The sequence below is a fragment of the Rhizobium yanglingense genome (genome assembly GCF_977109285.1).
The window spans coordinates 588,224-604,541 of sequence record NZ_CDSAWY010000002.1 but is presented as its reverse complement, the minus strand read 5'-3'; the positions used below and the strand labels follow the sequence as shown (position 1 = coordinate 604,541).

Here is a 16,318-nt window from a genome sequence, read left to right as displayed (position 1 = left end):
CTTGGCATAACCAATTTCTCAGTCCACGGGGACGTCACCGAGTATTTGGCGGAGTTCTCGAAATCGCAGGTGGTCTTCCATGTCGCAAACAGCCTTGTGGCCTTTGCGCTGGTCAACATAGAGCTCTGATCATGGGTGCTAGCGAGATCAAAATCGGCAGCCTGTTGACGAAGGACGAGTTCCGGGAACTCACGGCACCGAACGACCGGATCAGCTTCTCCACCTCGCGCTCAGGATCGGCATCCATGCCGGCCTGCTTCGCGATGGTCCGCGCATGGGAAGGCGCCTATCCCGCTCTTGCTTTCGCAGCCTTTTATATTAACGCCGTCCTATGGCAGTTAGCCGGCTACGCCGGCATCGGCCATGAGCTGTTTCACAAGAAGGTCTTCAGCAGGAAATGGCTGAACACCCTGTTCTTCAAGCTGTTTTCCTATGTGACCTGGAACAATCCGAGCTATTTCGAAAAAAGCCATCAGTTCCACCACGCTTCCACTTTCCATGAGGATGACAGCGAAATCTATCGCGATTTTCCGCTCGACTTGCTGGGCGCAGCGCGGCTCGTCCTGCTTGATTATCAAAGCCTTTGCAGGCGGATCCTCTATGCACTCTGCAATGCCTTCGGCTACGAAGCGTATTTCGGCAAGGGCATCCGACTGAAACTGATGCCCCCCGAACGGCGCGCGGCGCAGTCCGATGCGATCTCTATGCTTGCGCTCAACACGATCTGCCTGATGCTGTTTTTCCTGGTGACGCGGTCGCCTGCGCTGGGTCTCATGTTTTTCGTCACGCCGTTCGTCGGATCGCTCCCGAATCGCGTCCTGGCGCTTGCGCAACACGTGGCTTTTGACGACCACAAGGACGAAAGCGCGCTTCTTTTTCAAGAACGGTCAATCTGCCGGCACCGAGTGCGCATTCTTCTATGCCAACATGAACTACCACGCCGAGCACCGCCTGCTGCCGTCTGTTCCCTATTACAATTTGCCGAAGCTGCACGATATCCTGAATGCCAAGCTCAAAATGGAGCGCGAGGAAAAGGAATTCGGCTATCTCTTCACCCGGGACTTCTGGAGCTCGGTCGGAGTATCGGCAAAATTGGAAGGCAATGCCATGCCTGAATGACAGGTCTGGAGCGTTTGGTGCGCTCCAACCTGTCGGCGCAATCAGCCCCTGGACGTCAAGACCATGAAGCGCATAACGTTTGGCCGCCCCTCGGAGCAAATGAGGTAGCGGTTGTCGTCGGTGAAATCGTTCAATTCCGGAAACTGCGTCAGATCCCTGACGGCAGGAGCAATGAATTCGACATTGAACAGCGCTGCGGCCGAGGTGAGGAAACGCGTGTATTTGTCCCAGAAATCCTCAACCCAATTGTGGATCTCGATGACGATCGTCGCCTGTTTGAGGGCCGCCAAAGAGTTGTCGTCGAAGATTTCGAATTCCGCACCCTCGGCGTCAACGAGGACGACTGTTTTCGCCAGATCAAGATGGCTGAGCTTTTCATAAAACAGCTTGTCTGCGGCGCCGAATATTTCGATTCTGTCCGACACGGAATTCAACTCGGCATTCGATGCAATGGTGCGCTGCCCTTCCTCGCTCAGCTCGAAGCAGACGGCGTTTTTCAGCCGGCTCGACCAGAACATGCCGATCGCATAGTATCCATCAGGCTACCGACATCGACGAAGCTCTCAAAGCCAGCCAATCTTTCGGAGAACAGGAAATCCAATATTTCCTTCTCATAGAGGCCCAAGAGCATCGACCGAAGATGGCCGCCGCCCACCAGTTGTTCTTCGCAAGCGAAAGCCCCTTGAAGGGACCGTATTTCACCACCCCGCCAAGCAGGTCGTAGATCTCCGACGACACGCGTCTTCTTCGCTGAAGAATCGTTTCCGCGCGCCATTGCTCTCGCATCTCCATTGTCGCGCCGGGAATTTCATCAAAGCCTTGGAAGAAGATACGCTCGCCTTCAATCAGATCAGGCAGTTTTTCATTCATTGCGCAGTTATTCTTTCGCAGCTGCAGTCTGCACCTTTGGCCGATGCGGACGTTGGAATCACGGCTAAAAGCGTATGAGATGGTACTCGGCTTAACAAGGCGGCCGATCTGCTTCCCACAAACAAGGCAGCGATACGGGGTTGAACACAGACCCCGCTGAGCCCTCCAGGCGGCAAGCCTCAGGTAACGCCCGCATCCTATCATTCTCGCTATCGCGTCCGTTTTGTCTTCGCATATCGAAAACGGACGAAGTGGGATTGCACACCCGTTACGGGCTGTGCCGTTCCAACAGGCCAATGTGCAGCGCACCTGACCCATCCAGGGATGCGTGGAATGGATTTGAGAATGACCAAGAGAGCATTGCTCGTCGGCAGTAACTTCAGCGCAGTTCCTCTTCTATTCGCTTTGAAAAGGCGCGGCCTGCATATTTCGGTTTGCGGAAACCGGCCGGATGAACCCTGCCATGCGCATGCGGATCAATCGCATTTCATAGATTACGGCGATCCGAACGCGCTGCTTTTCCCTCGTCGAGAACAGCAATATCGACTTCATCGTGCCGACGGGCAATGACGTCGCCTACATGTCGACCACTTTCGTTGCCGGAAAACTCGGCTTTCCGCGCTTCAATTCGATGGAAACCGCAACGATCATTCACACGAAGCAGGCATTCCGTCGCTTTACCGAGCAAAACGACATCCCTGCCCCCCGCTCCGTGCGCCTGCAGGGCGATACGCCAATCGAGACCGGGTCGCTGCGCTATCCGCTGCTGGTGAAGCCGAGCGACAGTTTCAGCGGCCGCGGCGTCACGAAGGTTTTCGACCGAACGGAACTTGCCGCCGCCGTCGCCGACGCCCGACGGAACTCGCGCTCTGCTGAGGTCGTCATCGAGGAATTCATCGAAGGCAGCCTGCACAGCCATTCCGCCTTCATCAAGGATCAGGAGATCGCGTTCGACGTCTTCGTCGATGAATATTGCACGGTCTATCCGTACCAGGTCAATTCATCGAACCATCCCTCACGCCTTTTCGAAACCGTTCGCTCGAAGACGCGAGCCATCATGGCGCGCGTCGTCAAGCTGCTAAGACTGCAGGACGGCCTGATCCACACCCAGTTTTTGTCGAATGGCGACGATGTCTGGATCATCGAATGCATGCGGCGCTGCCCCGGCGATCTTTATGGCTCGCTCCTCGACCAGTCTCTTGGCATCGATTATGCCGACCTCGTCATAACGCTGTTGCTCGGCGAGGCATTCTCGGTCACGCCGCGCTTCGAGCCGCCACTGTTCTTCGGTCGCCACACCATCACCTCCGATACGCCGTCGACGCCGTTTTCCTTCTCGCACTCCATTCCGTCATCCGATGTCCGTATCGCGCAGCTCAAGACCACCGGCAAGCCGATGAACTCGGCGCCGTTCGACAAGCTCGCCATCCTCTATGCGCGCTTCGAGACGCGCGACGAGATGCTGAAGGTGACGCCGGACTTCAAGACATTCATTTCGCTTCAAACGATGCAAGGAGATCTCGCATGATCCGCTCAAGACAGGGAGTACCGGAGAAGCTGCGCCTCGCTTTTCTAGGCGGCGCCGTCAATTCTGCCGTGGGTCGCGCCCATCGCGATGCAATCGAGCTTGATCAGAAATTCGACCTCGTCGCCGGTTGCTTCAGCCGCCACGACGACATCAATCGCGAGACGGCACGGCAGTATCGCATCCTGCCGGAGCATTGCCATGCCGACTTCGATACCCTGCTTGCCAAGGAGGCCGGCAATATCGACGGCCTTGTCGTGCTTACGCCCACGCAGCAGCATACGAAGCAGGTCGTCGCAGCGCTCGAGGCGGGCGTCTCGGTGATCTGCGAGAAGGCACTTGCCGGTTCGAGCGCCGAGAAGCCCGTATGATCGGCGGAGCCCGCGCGAACGGAGCATTTCTGGCCGTTACCTACAACTACACGGGATATCCCATGCTTCGCGAAATCCGCAGCATGGTCGAGCACGGCATTTTCGGCGAGCTGCAGCAGATCCATATCGAGATGCCGCAGGAGACCTTCCTCCGTTTCCGTCGCGACGGGACGCCGATGACACCGCAGGATTGGCGCTTGCACGACGGTGTCGTGCCAACGGTCTCGCTCGATCTCGGCGTTCATGTGCATTCGCTTCTATATTTCCTGACGCAGCGGAAGCCGGAAGAAGTCTGCGCAACCAGCCAGAGTTTCGGCAACTTTCCGCAGGTGCTCGACAATGTCCACGCGCTCGTGCGCTGTGCCGGCGGCCTACACTGCAGCATGTGGTACGGCAAGACCGCGCTCGGGCAACGCAACGGCCTGCGTGTGCGGCTCTACGGCTCCAAGGCATCGATCGAATGGCACCAGGAAGTCCCCGAGGTCGCCTATTTCTACGACCGCAATGGCCGCAAGCAGATCCTCGATCGCGCCAGCCCGGACATCATGATCGCCAATGATACGCGCTATGAGCGCTTCAAGGCAGGCCATCCGTCAGGCTTCATAGAAGCCTTCGCGAATTACTATGCCGACCTTGCCGATGCCCTGTTGCAATGCAAGGCAAAGACCACACGCCTGCCCCATCCCTACGTGCTCGAACTCGAGGAGGCGGAGGAAGGACTGCGGCTGCTGGAAGCAATCGAATGCTCCCGACTTGAAAACCGCTGGGTCGAGATTGAGCCGCAAGGCGTACGTCGCTCGGTTGCGGAACGGGTCGAAATCCGGGCTCCGCAACTGGCTCTCTAGCCAAGCGCCCTATAACCGGAAGCGGCGTGATCAATGGTCACGCCGCTTCGGCATGACCAGCCGCCAATGAATAGCAATTTTCATCACGGCGCCAATCGCTGAGGCAGAGCTTGCTCTCAACGTCTGAAAACAAATGAGGTCAATTGCGCGCGATCTCGCGCCGCAGGCCTTTCGATCTTTAGCCGCCAGACGCCAGTCGAAATATCGTCGTTCTTAGGCCGAACTCGATCAGCAGCGCAGACCTTATCGACGATCTCCATCTCCATGTCCGGATAAATGGGAAGGCAGAGCACCTGCTGGGCGGCTTCGGTTGCGACCGGCAGGTTCGATGGCTGCGCGGACGGCAGACTGCGATACATCGAGAAGCTCGAAATCAGCGGATAGAAGTAGCGGCGCGGGTGAATGCCGTTCTCCTTCAGCCTCTCATACAGTCCGTCGCGCGAGATGGGATAGCCGGGGCGTACGAGGATCGGGAAATAGGAGAAGTTGGAGACGGTCTCGCCGGAACGGTCCAGGCATTCGATGCCTGCAACGCCGCAAAGCCGCTCGCGATAGGCGCGGTCGATCACCTCGCGGCGTTCGAGCGCGAGTTTGATGTATTTCAGTTGCAGCAGGCCGAGCGCGGCGTTGAATTCGCTCATCTTGCCGTTCGTGCCCGGCGCCACCACGGTCACTTCATCGACGTAACCGAAGTTCTTCAGCTGGTCGATCCGGGTCTTCGTCTTTGCGTCCGGGCAGATGATCGCTCCGCCTTCGAATGTGTTGAAGACCTTCGTCGCATGGAAGCTCAGGACGGAAAGGTCGCCGTGGTTGAGAACGCTTCCCCGCTCGTCTTCCACGCCGAAGGCATGGGCGGCGTCATAGATGACCTTGAGATTGTAGAGATCGGCGATCTTCTGGATCGCGTCGACGTCGCAAGGGTGGCCGTAGCAATGCACCGGCATGATCGCCGTCGTCTGTTGCGTAATCGCCGCCTCGATCTTTGCCGGATCGAGATTGAGCGTCACCGGATCGACATCGACGAAGACGGGTTTCACGCCGTTCCAGAGAAGCGAATGCGAGGTGGCCACGAAGGAATAAGGGGTGGTGATGACCTCGCCAGTGATGCGGAGTGCCTGAAGCGCAGTCAGCAACGCAACGGTGGCGTTGGAGAACAGACTGATATGCTTCACGCCGAGATGGCTGCAGAGTTCCTGCTCCAATTGCTGATGAAATGGTCCGCCATTGGTCAGGATGCGGTTGTTCCAGATCGCTTCCAGCGATGGAATGAATTCCTCGAGCGGCGGCAGACTGGGCCTCGTTACAAAGATCTTCTCGTTTTTCATGACCGCCGTCCAGAGGTTGGGCATATCGCGCAAAGTGGGCTTGGTCCAACATCATGCTTCAACCTGTTCCCAGGCTGACCAGCGAAAGTCCTCGCGAACAGTGTGGCGCAAGCTTCACGTCCAATAATCGGCACCCAAACAAGCCCGAATGCCGTTTCGTAAATCACGGAGACGGCAGCCATGCGCGAAGGACCATGCCTTGACGATCAATCAGCCCATTTCCGCTCTGCCGGCCGGCCTTCCTGATCTGGCGTTTCTCACGGAAAAAGCTGCCAGCACCGGATCGGTCATTATCTATCAGCCTTATCTCGATCCTTCGCAGCGCGGCCAGCTTGACAAAGCCGCAGTGCCGCTCGACATCTCATTCAATACGCAGGCTTCGACCCGCGAATACGAGCTCTTCCGCATCCTGCATCACCATCACGAGGCGATCGGCCTTGGCGACGACGTGTTCTGGGGGCTCCTTTCCAGCAAATTCGAGATGAAGTCCGTCACCAGCTTCCCCTCCTTCGTCACCGAGGCGGAAAGGGCCAGGGCGGAAGGTGCGGATGCCTATCTCTACAATCCGCTGATCGGCCATGCGGCAATCTACAGCAATGTCTGGGAACATTCTCTGCTCGGCGGTCATCCCGGCATGGAACCGATCTTCCTGCATATCCAGAAGCTCGGTCATCCAATCGCGACGCCGCAGGACAAGACGGCCTTCATGTTCTGCAACTATTTCTGCGGCAACCGGAAATTCTGGTCCGGGTATTTCGCCTTTTGCGAACGCATTCTCGAATCGCTGGAAAACGAAGCCCGTCTCGGCACGGCGGCGGGCACCGCCTATGCAGGTGCGGCCCGCTATTCACGCGATGCCAATGCGAATATGCGTCCCTTCGTGATCGAGCGTCTGCTCGGGCTTTATGTCCAGGAGGCGGCCGCCTCCGGATTGAAGATCACCGCCTTCGTACCGACAGTCGCCGATTTCGAGTGGAAGTTCGGCGTCCGCCTCGGCCGCATGCTGCATAGCCTCTTCGCCGCCAAGGAAGCCTTTCTGCAAAGCCGCGACCAAGCTCTCCTGACTTCCTGGCAGGAGGGCCGCCAGCCGCTGATCAAGCAGCCGCATCTCATCTGGGGCGCCGACGACCCGCCGGCCTGGATGCCGCGCGGCCAGTTCATCGGTGGCCGCGAATTGATGCGCGCCGATGCTCCGCAGCCTTCTGGCACCGCTCCGGCGAAGCAGCAAGCGGGACATGCAGAAATGCCCGTGGCGCCTGCCGCACCGAAGATCGAGCAGCCACTTCGCAACGCAATAGCGCCCTTTGCCGGCGGATGGCAGGCGCACAAGGACCGTCATTGCATCTGGATCGTGACACCCGCCAAGTACAACCATAGCCACGCCTTCGACGAGGTCGCGCTCGGCCTGCAGGGTGCCTTCGAGGAACTCGGTGGCTCCGCACCGATCGTCCGCGACATGAACGCTTTCGCGGGTCGCGCGCCGATCATCTACGGGGGCAATCTTCTCCCTGCCGAAATCGTCGGACACCTACCGAAGGACAGCGTCGTCATCAATCTCGAGCAGGTCTCCGAAGAAAGCATCTGGATCAATTCGCGCTACACCTCGATCCTGAAGTCGCTGCCGGTTCTCGACTACAGCCCGCGCAACCGGGAAAACCTCGCCGCAAAAGGCATCGAACACGCCGGCGTCCTCGAAATCGGTTACAGCCGCTGCCTCAGCCAGATAAAGCACGCCCCCGTCAAGGACATCGACGTGCTCTTTTACGGCTCGATGAACGAGCGCCGCCACCATATCCTGAAGACTCTGGAACAGGGCGGGCTGAAGGTCGCACATCTCTTCAACATCTATGGTGCGGAACGCGATGCGGCCATTGCCCGCGCCAAGATCGTCATCAACATCCATCATTATGCGAGCGGCGTCTTCGAGATCGTGCGCATTTCTTATCTGCTCGCCAACTGCGTCTGCGTGCTGACCGAAGGCGACATCCGCGATCCGGACCTCCAGCCGTTCATCGGCGGTCTGGCGATCGAGCCCTATGAAACCATGATCGATCGCTGCCACAAGCTGATCGCAGATGCCGATGAGCGTGTTACCATTGCCGCAAAGGGTTTTGCGGCAATGCAAAGCCGCTCGCAGGCGGACATGCTGATGAGCGTCATGGAGGCCAACGCTCGATGAAAACCGCAGAAAAGGTGCGTCATGCGTATTGAGACCACGACCATCGAGGGCATCGTCGCGATCACGCCGCCACGCTTCGGTGATCACCGCGGCTACTTTTCCGAGGTGTTCAAGGATGCCTGGTTCCGAGAAAATGTGGCCGACGTCACCTTCATCCAGGACAATGAATCGCTTTCGGCTGAGCCCGGCACCGTCAGGGGACTGCATTTCCAGATACCGCCCTTCGCACAGGGCAAGCTGGTGCGCTGCATTGCCGGCCGGATCATGGATGTCGTTGTCGATATCCGCACCGGCTCACCGAGCTTCGGCAACTGGCTCTCTCGAGGAGCTCTCGCCGGAAAACGGCACGCAGCTCTGGGTGCCGCCCGGCTTCGCGCATGGATTCGCCACGCTCGAGCCCAACAGTGTCATCAACTACAAGGTGACCGCTCCCTACAACCCGCAGCATGATCGCGGCATTGCATGGAACGACCCGGCGATCGGCATCCGCTGGCCGGTCGACGAGAAAGCCATGGTGCTGTCCGACAAGGACAGGACGCTGCCGAGGCTCGCCGACTTGCCTAACCACTTTTCTTATTCAGCAAAACAAACCAAGGATTGATCGACGATGCGCATACTGGTCACGGGCGGAGCGGGCTTCATCGGATCGGCACTGGTGCGCCATCTCGTCGGCGATATCGGCGCCGAGGTGCTGAATGTCGACAAGCTGACCTATGCCGGCAATCTGGCATCACTGACGTCCGTCGAATCGGCGCCGAACTACCAGTTCCTGCGCGCCGACATCTGCGACCGCGCCAAGATCCGAGGAATCATTCGCCTCCTTCCGCCCGGACATCGTCATGCATCTGGCCGCCGAAAGCCATGTCGACCGCTCGATCTCGGGCGCGGTCGATTTCATCCAGACCAACATCGTCGGGACGTTCAGCCTGCTGGATACCGCGCGGCATTATTGGGAGGGCCTTGACGCCCGTGGAAAGAGTGCCTTCCGCTTCTTGCATGTCTCGACGGACGAGGTCTACGGCTCGCTCGGCGACGAGGGTCTTTTCGAGGAGGCGACGCCCTATGATCCGTCCTCGCCCTACTCCGCCTCCAAGGCGGCAAGCGACCATCTGGCGATCGCCTGGCACCGCACCTACGGCCTGCCGGTCGTCGTCTCCAACTGCTCCAACAACTACGGTCCCTACCACTTCCCGGAAAAGCTCATTCCGCTGATGATCCTGAATGCGCTGGAAGGCAAGCCGCTGCCGGTCTACGGCAACGGCGCCAATGTCCGCGACTGGCTCTACGTCGAAGATCACGCCCGCGCGCTCTACACCATCGCCTCCCGAGGCCGCCCGGGCGAAAAATACAATGTCGGCGGCCGCAATGAGCGCCGGAACATCGATGTCGTTCAGCGCATCTGCGCCATCCTCGACTATGTCTACAAGGACAATGGCCCGCATGCCCAGCTGATCACCAACGTCACCGACCGCCCCGGACACGACGCACGCTACGCGATCGATGCCTCCAAGCTCGAAGGCGAACTCGGCTGGAAGGCTGAGGAGACCTTCGAAACCGGCATCGAGAAGACCGTACACTGGTATCTCCAAAATGAATGGTGGTGGCGGCCGCTGCGCGAAAACGTCTATTCCGGCGAACGCCTCGGCGTCTTCAAGGGGCGATAGCGATGCGCATTGCCGTCACCGGCAAACAGGGCCAGGCCGTCCAGTCGCTGATAAGACGCGGCGCCGAGAAGGGCGTCGAAATCATCGCAGTCGGGCGTCCGAAAATGGACCTTGCCGACCCCGCCAGCGTTGCAGCCGCCTTTTCGCTCGTGCATCCCGATGTCATCGTCTCGGCTGCCGCCTATACGGCGGTCGACAGGGCCGAGAGCGAGCCCGACCTCGCTTTTGCCGTCAACGCGGCAGGTGCTGCGGCGGTTGCCGAAGCTGCCGCGCGGATCGGTGTGCCCGTCATCCACATTTCGACCGACTATGTCTTTCGTGGCGACAAACCGTCAGCCTACACTGAAGAGGATATGACCGGACCGATCTCCGTCTACGGGCAGTCGAAGCTTGCGGGTGAACGGGCCGTGGCGGCGGCAAACCCAAATCACGTGATCCTGCGTACCGCCTGGGTCTATTCGCCCTTCGGCGCCAATTTCCTGAAAACGATGCTGCGGCTTTCCGAGACGCGCGATCATCTCAGCGTCGTCGCCGACCAGACCGGATGCCCGACGTCTGCGCTCGACATCGCCGAGGCGATCCTTGCGATCGCATCCCGTCTCGTCACGGACCCGGCACCATCGCTCCGCGGCACCTTTCACTTGACCGGCAGCGGCGAAGCGAGCTGGGCGGATTTCGCCGAGGAGATCTTCGGCGAACTTCACAAATCCGGCGGCAAGAGCATTCGCGTCGAGCGCATCACGACGGCGGACTATCCGACCCCGGCGAAGCGTCCCGCCAATTCACGCCTCAGCGGCGACAAGCTCGCCAGGATATACGGAATCCGCCTACCGGACTGGAAGCAATCCATGAGGATTGTCATGCAAGTCATTTTTAACAAAGGCTTTTAGGGGAGATATGGATGAAGGGGATTATTCTCGCGGGGGGTACCGGAACTCGTTTGCACCCGATCACCCAGGCCGTCTCGAAACAGCTGATGCCGGTCTACGACAAGCCGATGATCTACTATCCGCTGACGACGCTGATGCTCGCCGGCATCCGGGACCTCATGATCATCACCACGCCGCATGACGTCGAAGCCTTCAAGCGCCTTCTCGGCGACGGATCGCAATGGGGCATTTCGCTGACTTATGCGGTGCAGCCAAGCCCGGACGGCCTCGCCCAGGCCTTCATCATCGGCGCCGACTTCGTGCATGGCGACACCTCGGCACTCGTCCTCGGCGACAACATCTTCTATGGCCACGGCCTGCCGGAGATCATGAAATCCGGCACGAGCCGCCTTCAAGGCGCGACAGTCTTCGCCTATCACGTCACCGATCCGCAACGCTACGGCGTCGTGGGCTTCGATGCGAACATGAATGCGCTGTCGATCGAGGAGAAGCCCGATGAGCCGAAATCGAACTGGGCGGTGACCGGCCTCTATTTCTACGACCAGCAGGTGGTCGATATCGCCGCCAATCTGAAGCCCTCACCGCGCGGTGAATTGGAAATCACCGATGTCAACCGCACCTATCTCGAGCGCGGACAGCTCTTCGTGGAACTGATGGGCCGAGGCTATGCCTGGCTCGACACCGGCACACCGGACAGCCTGCTCGACGCCGCAGGTTTCGTCAGCACGCTGGAGAAACGCCAGGGCTTCAAGATCGCCTGTCCCGAGGAAGTCGCCTGGCGGATGGGATACATCTCGCAGGATGACCTCGCCAAGCTCGCCGAAAGGCTCGGCAAGAGCGCCTACGGTCAATATCTGACGAAGCTCTCCTCCGACTGGTGAGCCGCTCGGTGACTACCGCGCCGGCGCCGCGTCGCAGACACGCAGCTGGATGCGTCGCGCGCCCTGATAATGCTCGGCGCCCAGCATTCCCGCGACATGCAGGTTCGCCCCGCGGGAATTGAGCAGGAGGTTGCCAAGCGAGGTGTCCGCGGCCCGGAAAGCGATGCCGTCGAGGCGGGAGCCGTCCATCGCCTCAAGCGTTACCTTCACATGTTTCTCGCCGACCATCCGCGCGTCGCGCAGGCGATGCGCGGGCACTGCGAAGATCGGCTGCGAATGCCCCGAGCCGTAGGGCCCGGCCGTTTCCAGCCGGTCGATCAATTCGATCGTGGCACCGCTGGCGCCGATCGCGCCGTCGATCTTCAGCGTTTCGTTGGCGACCAACGCCGCCACGGTTTTTTCGGCACGTTCTGTAAAGAAGTTGCGCAAGGCTCCGAGCTTTTCGCGCTCGACGGTCAAGCCCGCAGCCATCGCATGTCCGCCGCCCTTGAGGAGCAGGCCTTCGTCGACCGCCGCGCGCACCATCCTGCCCATGTCGAAACCGTTGATCGAGCGGCCGGAGCCCGTTCCGCGGCCCGACGGGTCGAAGGCGATGGCGAAGGCCGGGCGCTTGAATTTCTCCTTCAGCCGCGCAGCCAGCAGGCCGACGATGCCCGGATGCCATTTGTCCCGTGCGGTGACGATCACCGAAGCGCCCTCGCCGTCTCCATACTCGGCAAGCGCCTCCGCCTCGGCCTCCTGCAGCATCGCCGCTTCCATCGCCTGGCGCTCGCGGTTGAGCTCGTCCAGCCGCTGCGCGATGACCTCCGCCTCGCCGGTATCGTCCAGCGTCAGAAGCCTGCTGCCGAGTGCCGCGTCGCCGATGCGGCCGCCGGCATTGATGCGCGGACCGATGAGGAAGCCGAAATGATAGGGCGTCACCGGCCCGGAAAGGCCCGCCTTGCGAAAAAGTGCCGTGAGCCCGGCATTGCTCTGGTGGCGCGCGGCGACCAGGCCCTTGACGACATAGGCCCGGTTCAGGCCCTTGAGCGGCACGACATCGCAGACCGTCGCCAGCGCCACGATGTCCAGCCATTGCAGCAAGTCGACCTTTGGAATTCGCTTGTCGCCCGCCTCGCGAAGCAGCCTCAGCGCCGCCACCAGCACCAGGAAGACGACACCCGCAGCGCAGAGATGCCCCTGCCCCGAAAGATCGTCCTCGCGGTTCGGATTCACCAGAGCATGGCAGTGCGGCAGATCATGTGTCACCTGGTGGTGATCGATGACGACGACGTCGATATTCCGCTTTTCGGCAGCCCCCAGAGCTTCGTGGCTGGTCGAGCCACAATCGACCGTCACGATCAGCTGCGCGCCGTTGTCGATCAGCTGATTGATCGCCGCCGGGTTGGGTCCGTAGCCTTCGAAGATGCGATCGGGAATATAGATACTGGCCTTCACGCCGAAATGCGTGAGGAAACGGTACATCAGCGCCGAGGAAGCCGCGCCATCGACGTCATAGTCGCCGAAGATCGCAACGTTCTCGCCGCGCCGGATTGCCTCGACCAGGCGTCTGGCCGCCTTCTCGCAATCCGTCAACGTGTAGGGATCAGGCATTAGACTGCGGATCGTCGGATCGAGAAATTCCAGGGCCTCGTCGACCCCGACGCCACGCCCGGCAAGCACGCGCGCAATCAAATCCGGCAGGCCGTGCACCTGGGATATGGCAAGCGCGCGGTTCTGCCCCGCCTGATCCAGACGCGACACCCAGCGGTTGTCGAGGACGGATTTCTCCACCCCCAGGAACGCCCGCTGTACCGGATCGGCGGCTATATCCACAACGCCCCCTCTGATCGCCCATCGCTTGTCACCGCCCCGGGACCGGGGCGCTGTCGGCAGATTTATGTGGCTTTGGTGGAGCACACAACGATTTTGAACGCCAAGGCGCATGTTAGCTGTGGACGAGACAGCCCCGGCCGCCTCGCTCATCAGTTCTTTTAAGGAAGACGGGTGCTCAATCTTCTTTGGGACGCTCGATGCGGATCACCTGCGGTTCGCCGACGAGGTAGCCTTCGCCCTTGATAGCAGCAACAGCCTTGCGCACGGAATCCTCCATCGTCGCATGGGTGACGAGGATGATCGTCTGGTGGTGCGACGGCGCCAGGTGCTGCTGCGACCGCTGCACAATGGATTCCAGTGAAATGTGGTTTTCCGCCATGCGCGTCGCGATGCTTGCAAAAACGCCGGTGCGGTCAAGCACCGTCAGGCGGATGAAGTAGCCGCCTTCATGGCTCTTCATCCGGGCCTTGCGGTAGGACTCCAACGCCTTTGCCGGATGGCCGAGAACCGGTACGCGCTGCGCGCCAGGCTGGCTCTTGGCGATGTCGGCAATATCGCCAAGCACCGAGGATGCCGTCGCATTGCCGCCGGCACCCGGGCCAACCATCAGCAGTTCGCCGAGAATATCGGACTCGATCGCCACGGCATTGGTGACGCCGTCCACCTGGGCGATGACCGAATCGACAGGCACCATGGTCGGGTGCACGCGCTGTTCGATGCCGGTATCGGTGCGCTGTGCGACGCCGAGCAGCTTGATGCGATAGCCGAGCTCGGCCGCCGCATGGATATCCTCGATCGAAATATTCGTTATGCCTTCGAGGTAGATGTCGTCAGCCGCGATCTGGTTGCCGAAGGCAAGCGTCGTCAGGATCGAGAGCTTGTGCGCCGTATCATTGCCCTCGATGTCGAAGGCCGGATCGGCTTCAGCGTAGCCGAGACGCTGTGCTTCCTTCAGGCAATCTGCAAAGGAGAGGCCCTCCTTCTCCATCTTGGTCAGGATGTAGTTGCAGGTTCCGTTCATGATGCCGTAGATGCGCGAAATCGTGTTGCCCGTCAGCGATTCACGCAGCGCCTTGATGACGGGAATACCGCCGGCCACGGCCGCTTCGAAATTCAGCAGCGTGCCCTTTTCTTCCGCGATCATCGCCAGTTCGACGCCGTGATAGGCAAGCAGCGCCTTGTTGGCCGTCACCACATGGAGACCACGTTCGAGAGCGGCGCGTACCGAACTGTTGGCCGGGCCGTTGGCGCCGCCAATGAGCTCGACGAAAACGTCGATGTCTCCTTTTTCAGCCAGGTCTTCCGGCCGGTCGAACCACTCGACGCCGGCAAGATGAAGGCCGCGGTCCTTGGTCTTGTCGCGAGCCGAAACGCCCGTAATCAGGATCGGCCGCCCGCATGTGGCAGCAAGCTCGTTGCTGCGGCTCTGAATGATACGGACGAGCGAAGCACCAACGGTGCCAAGGCCCGCAATGCCGATTTTGAGGGCGTCTGTCATGGAACGATCCTGCGTGTTTTATGAGAGGCAGCCGCCAAAAAGCGGCTGCCGTTGAAGTGTGAAGATATCAGCGGTGCGCGTTGAGCGAGATGACGTTGTGCATCGTCTCGTCGGCCGTCGACAGGAACTTCTTGATGTTGCGGGCGGCCTGGCGGATGCGATGCTCGTTCTCCACGAGCGCCAGACGCACGTAATCATCGCCCTGCTCGCCGAAGCCGACGCCCGGTGCGACCGCGACATCGGCCTTTTCGACGAGCAGCTTGGAGAATTCCAGCGAACCGAGATGACGGAACTTTTCCGGGATCTTCGCCCAGGCAAACATCGTGGCTGCCGGCGGCGGCACGTCGAAACCGGCCTTGCCGAAGCTCTCGACCATCACGTCGCGGCGGCGCTTGTAGACGTTGCGGACTTCCGCGATGTCGGAACCGTCGCCATTCAGCGCATGCGTCGCCGCTACCTGGATCGGCGTGAAGGCGCCGTAGTCGAGGTAGGACTTGACGCGCGTCAGGGCCGCGATCAGCCGCTCGTTGCCAACCGCAAAACCCATGCGCCAGCCGGGCATCGAGAAGGTCTTCGACATCGAGGTGAACTCGACGGTGACATCCATGGCGCCAGGAACCTGCAGGACGGACGGCGGCGGCTCGCCATCGAAGTAGATTTCCGAATAGGCGAGGTCCGACAGCACGATGATGTCGTGCTTCTTCGCGAAGGCAACGACATCCTTGTAGAAATCGAGCGTCGCGACAAGGGCCGTCGGGTTGGACGGATAGTTGAGGACCAGCGCTAGGGGCTTCGGGATCGAGTGGCGCACGGCCCGCTCCAACGGCTGGAAGAAGTTCTCGTCCGGCTCGACCGGGATCGAACGGATCACACCGCCCGCCATCAAGAAGCCGAAGGCATGGATCGGATAGGTCGGGTTCGGGCAGAGAATGACGTCGCCCGGCGCGGTGATCGCCTGCGCCATGTTGGCGAAGCCTTCCTTCGAGCCGAGGGTCGCGACGACCTGCGTATCCGGATTGAGCTTCACGCCGAAACGGCGGGCGTAATAGGCGGCCTGTGCCCGGCGAAGGCCGGGAATGCCCTTGGAGGAGGAATAGCGGTGCGTGCGCGGATCCTGAACGACCTCGCACAGTTTGTCGACGATCGCCTTTGGAGTGGGGAGATCCGGATTTCCCATGCCGAGATCGATGATATCGGCGCCGCCCGCTCGCGCGCTCGCTTTCAAACGGTTGACCTGTTCGAAAACGTAAGGCGGCAAACGCCGGACTTTGTGAAATTCTTCCATCTCTTTCCCCATGGAAATGCGGCCAGCATGACCGCGCTCGAAGCTCGTTTG

13 protein-coding genes and 3 pseudogenes are annotated in these 16,318 nt (G+C 60.3%); 10 read left to right on the top strand and 6 right to left on the bottom strand.

Annotation, left to right across the window (positions count from 1 at the left end; genetic code table 11):
- Positions 1-131: 131 nt before the first annotated feature.
- Together ACW4PC_RS04330 and ACW4PC_RS04325 are read left to right on the top strand one after the other, a co-directional pair.
- Positions 132-794: pseudogene (locus ACW4PC_RS04330) on the top strand (fatty acid desaturase); the annotation flags it as partial.
- Between the two features lie 133 nt (positions 795-927).
- Positions 928-1,119, top strand: coding sequence for a hypothetical protein (locus tag ACW4PC_RS04325; protein WP_455872923.1), 192 nt, complete (start codon positions 928-930; stop codon positions 1,117-1,119).
- Positions 1,120-1,160: 41 nt separating this feature from the next.
- Here ACW4PC_RS04325 and ACW4PC_RS04320 read toward each other — a convergent pair whose 3' ends face one another.
- Entirely contained in the window at positions 1,161-1,637 is a 477-nt protein-coding gene (locus ACW4PC_RS04320) for a hypothetical protein (RefSeq protein WP_455872922.1), read from the bottom strand.
- A 19-nt stretch (positions 1,638-1,656) separates the two neighbouring features.
- Positions 1,657-1,989, bottom strand: coding sequence for a hypothetical protein (locus ACW4PC_RS04315; RefSeq protein WP_455872921.1), 333 nt, complete (start codon positions 1,987-1,989; stop codon positions 1,657-1,659).
- Positions 1,990-2,542: 553 nt separating this feature from the next.
- Between ACW4PC_RS04315 and ACW4PC_RS04310 the strand changes: the two genes are divergently transcribed.
- From ACW4PC_RS04310 to ACW4PC_RS04300, 3 genes are read left to right on the top strand one after another with little or no spacing between them, the layout of a single operon-like run.
- Entirely contained in the window at positions 2,543-3,517 is a 975-nt protein-coding gene (locus ACW4PC_RS04310; RefSeq protein WP_455872920.1) for an ATP-grasp domain-containing protein, read from the top strand.
- On the top strand, positions 3,514-3,885 hold the full coding sequence (locus ACW4PC_RS04305) for a Gfo/Idh/MocA family protein (RefSeq protein ID WP_455872919.1): 372 nt from the start codon (positions 3,514-3,516) through the stop codon (positions 3,883-3,885). Before ACW4PC_RS04310 ends, ACW4PC_RS04305 begins: the two co-directional genes overlap by 4 nt.
- Entirely contained in the window at positions 3,882-4,730 is an 849-nt protein-coding gene (locus ACW4PC_RS04300) for a Gfo/Idh/MocA family protein (RefSeq protein ID WP_455872918.1), read from the top strand. Before ACW4PC_RS04305 ends, ACW4PC_RS04300 begins: the two co-directional genes overlap by 4 nt.
- A 116-nt stretch (positions 4,731-4,846) precedes the next feature.
- Here the strand turns inward: ACW4PC_RS04300 and ACW4PC_RS04295 are convergent, their stop codons facing one another.
- Positions 4,847-6,055, bottom strand: a complete 1,209-nt coding sequence (locus ACW4PC_RS04295; RefSeq protein ID WP_455872917.1) for a DegT/DnrJ/EryC1/StrS family aminotransferase — start codon at positions 6,053-6,055, stop codon at positions 4,847-4,849.
- Between the two features lie 199 nt (positions 6,056-6,254).
- On the opposite strand from ACW4PC_RS04295, the gene ACW4PC_RS04290 reads away from it, so the two are divergent.
- The 5 genes and pseudogenes from ACW4PC_RS04290 (at position 6,255) to rfbA (ending at position 11,669) form a co-directional block, all read left to right on the top strand.
- A complete protein-coding gene (locus tag ACW4PC_RS04290; protein ID WP_455872916.1) occupies positions 6,255-8,234 on the top strand; it encodes a glycosyltransferase family 1 protein in 1,980 nt (659 codons plus the stop codon).
- 21 nt (positions 8,235-8,255) lie between these two features.
- Positions 8,256-8,835 (top strand): annotated as a pseudogene (gene rfbC / locus ACW4PC_RS04285) (dTDP-4-dehydrorhamnose 3,5-epimerase).
- A 6-nt stretch (positions 8,836-8,841) separates the two neighbouring features.
- A pseudogene (gene rfbB, locus ACW4PC_RS04280) lies at positions 8,842-9,898 on the top strand (dTDP-glucose 4,6-dehydratase).
- Positions 9,899-9,900: 2 nt separating this feature from the next.
- A complete protein-coding gene (gene rfbD, locus ACW4PC_RS04275; protein WP_455872915.1) occupies positions 9,901-10,788 on the top strand; it encodes a dTDP-4-dehydrorhamnose reductase in 888 nt (295 codons plus the stop codon).
- 11 nt (positions 10,789-10,799) lie between these two features.
- Positions 10,800-11,669, top strand: coding sequence for a glucose-1-phosphate thymidylyltransferase RfbA (gene rfbA, locus ACW4PC_RS04270; RefSeq protein ID WP_455872914.1), 870 nt, complete (start codon positions 10,800-10,802; stop codon positions 11,667-11,669).
- A 12-nt stretch (positions 11,670-11,681) separates the two neighbouring features.
- Here the strand turns inward: rfbA and recJ are convergent, their stop codons facing one another.
- The 3 genes from recJ to ACW4PC_RS04255 form a co-directional block, all read right to left on the bottom strand.
- Positions 11,682-13,484, bottom strand: coding sequence for a single-stranded-DNA-specific exonuclease RecJ (gene recJ / locus ACW4PC_RS04265; protein WP_455872913.1), 1,803 nt, complete (start codon positions 13,482-13,484; stop codon positions 11,682-11,684).
- Positions 13,485-13,659: 175 nt separating this feature from the next.
- Positions 13,660-14,982: a homoserine dehydrogenase gene (locus tag ACW4PC_RS04260; RefSeq protein WP_455872912.1), complete on the bottom strand. Its 1,323-nt coding sequence runs from the start codon at positions 14,980-14,982 to the stop codon at positions 13,660-13,662.
- A 67-nt stretch (positions 14,983-15,049) separates the two neighbouring features.
- Entirely contained in the window at positions 15,050-16,267 is a 1,218-nt protein-coding gene (locus tag ACW4PC_RS04255) for an LL-diaminopimelate aminotransferase (protein WP_092587198.1), read from the bottom strand.
- Positions 16,268-16,318: the final 51 nt, after the last annotated feature.

What these genes read in the sequence shown, in the direction of transcription:
- ACW4PC_RS04325 (WP_455872923.1), top strand. Translation starts at nt 928, where the DNA reads ATGAACTACCACGCCGAGCACCGCCTGCTGCCGTCTGTTCCCTATTAC.
- ACW4PC_RS04320 (WP_455872922.1), bottom strand. Translation starts at nt 1,637, where the DNA reads ATGTTCTGGTCGAGCCGGCTGAAAAACGCCGTCTGCTTCGAGCTGAGC.
- ACW4PC_RS04315 (WP_455872921.1), bottom strand. Translation starts at nt 1,989, where the DNA reads ATGAATGAAAAACTGCCTGATCTGATTGAAGGCGAGCGTATCTTCTTC.
- ACW4PC_RS04305 (WP_455872919.1), top strand. Translation starts at nt 3,514, where the DNA reads ATGATCCGCTCAAGACAGGGAGTACCGGAGAAGCTGCGCCTCGCTTTT.
- ACW4PC_RS04300 (WP_455872918.1), top strand. Translation starts at nt 3,882, where the DNA reads ATGATCGGCGGAGCCCGCGCGAACGGAGCATTTCTGGCCGTTACCTAC.
- ACW4PC_RS04295 (WP_455872917.1), bottom strand. Translation starts at nt 6,055, where the DNA reads ATGAAAAACGAGAAGATCTTTGTAACGAGGCCCAGTCTGCCGCCGCTC.
- rfbD (WP_455872915.1), top strand. Translation starts at nt 9,901, where the DNA reads ATGCGCATTGCCGTCACCGGCAAACAGGGCCAGGCCGTCCAGTCGCTG.
- rfbA (WP_455872914.1), top strand. Translation starts at nt 10,800, where the DNA reads ATGAAGGGGATTATTCTCGCGGGGGGTACCGGAACTCGTTTGCACCCG.
- ACW4PC_RS04260 (WP_455872912.1), bottom strand. Translation starts at nt 14,982, where the DNA reads ATGACAGACGCCCTCAAAATCGGCATTGCGGGCCTTGGCACCGTTGGT.
- ACW4PC_RS04255 (WP_092587198.1), bottom strand. Translation starts at nt 16,267, where the DNA reads ATGGAAGAATTTCACAAAGTCCGGCGTTTGCCGCCTTACGTTTTCGAA.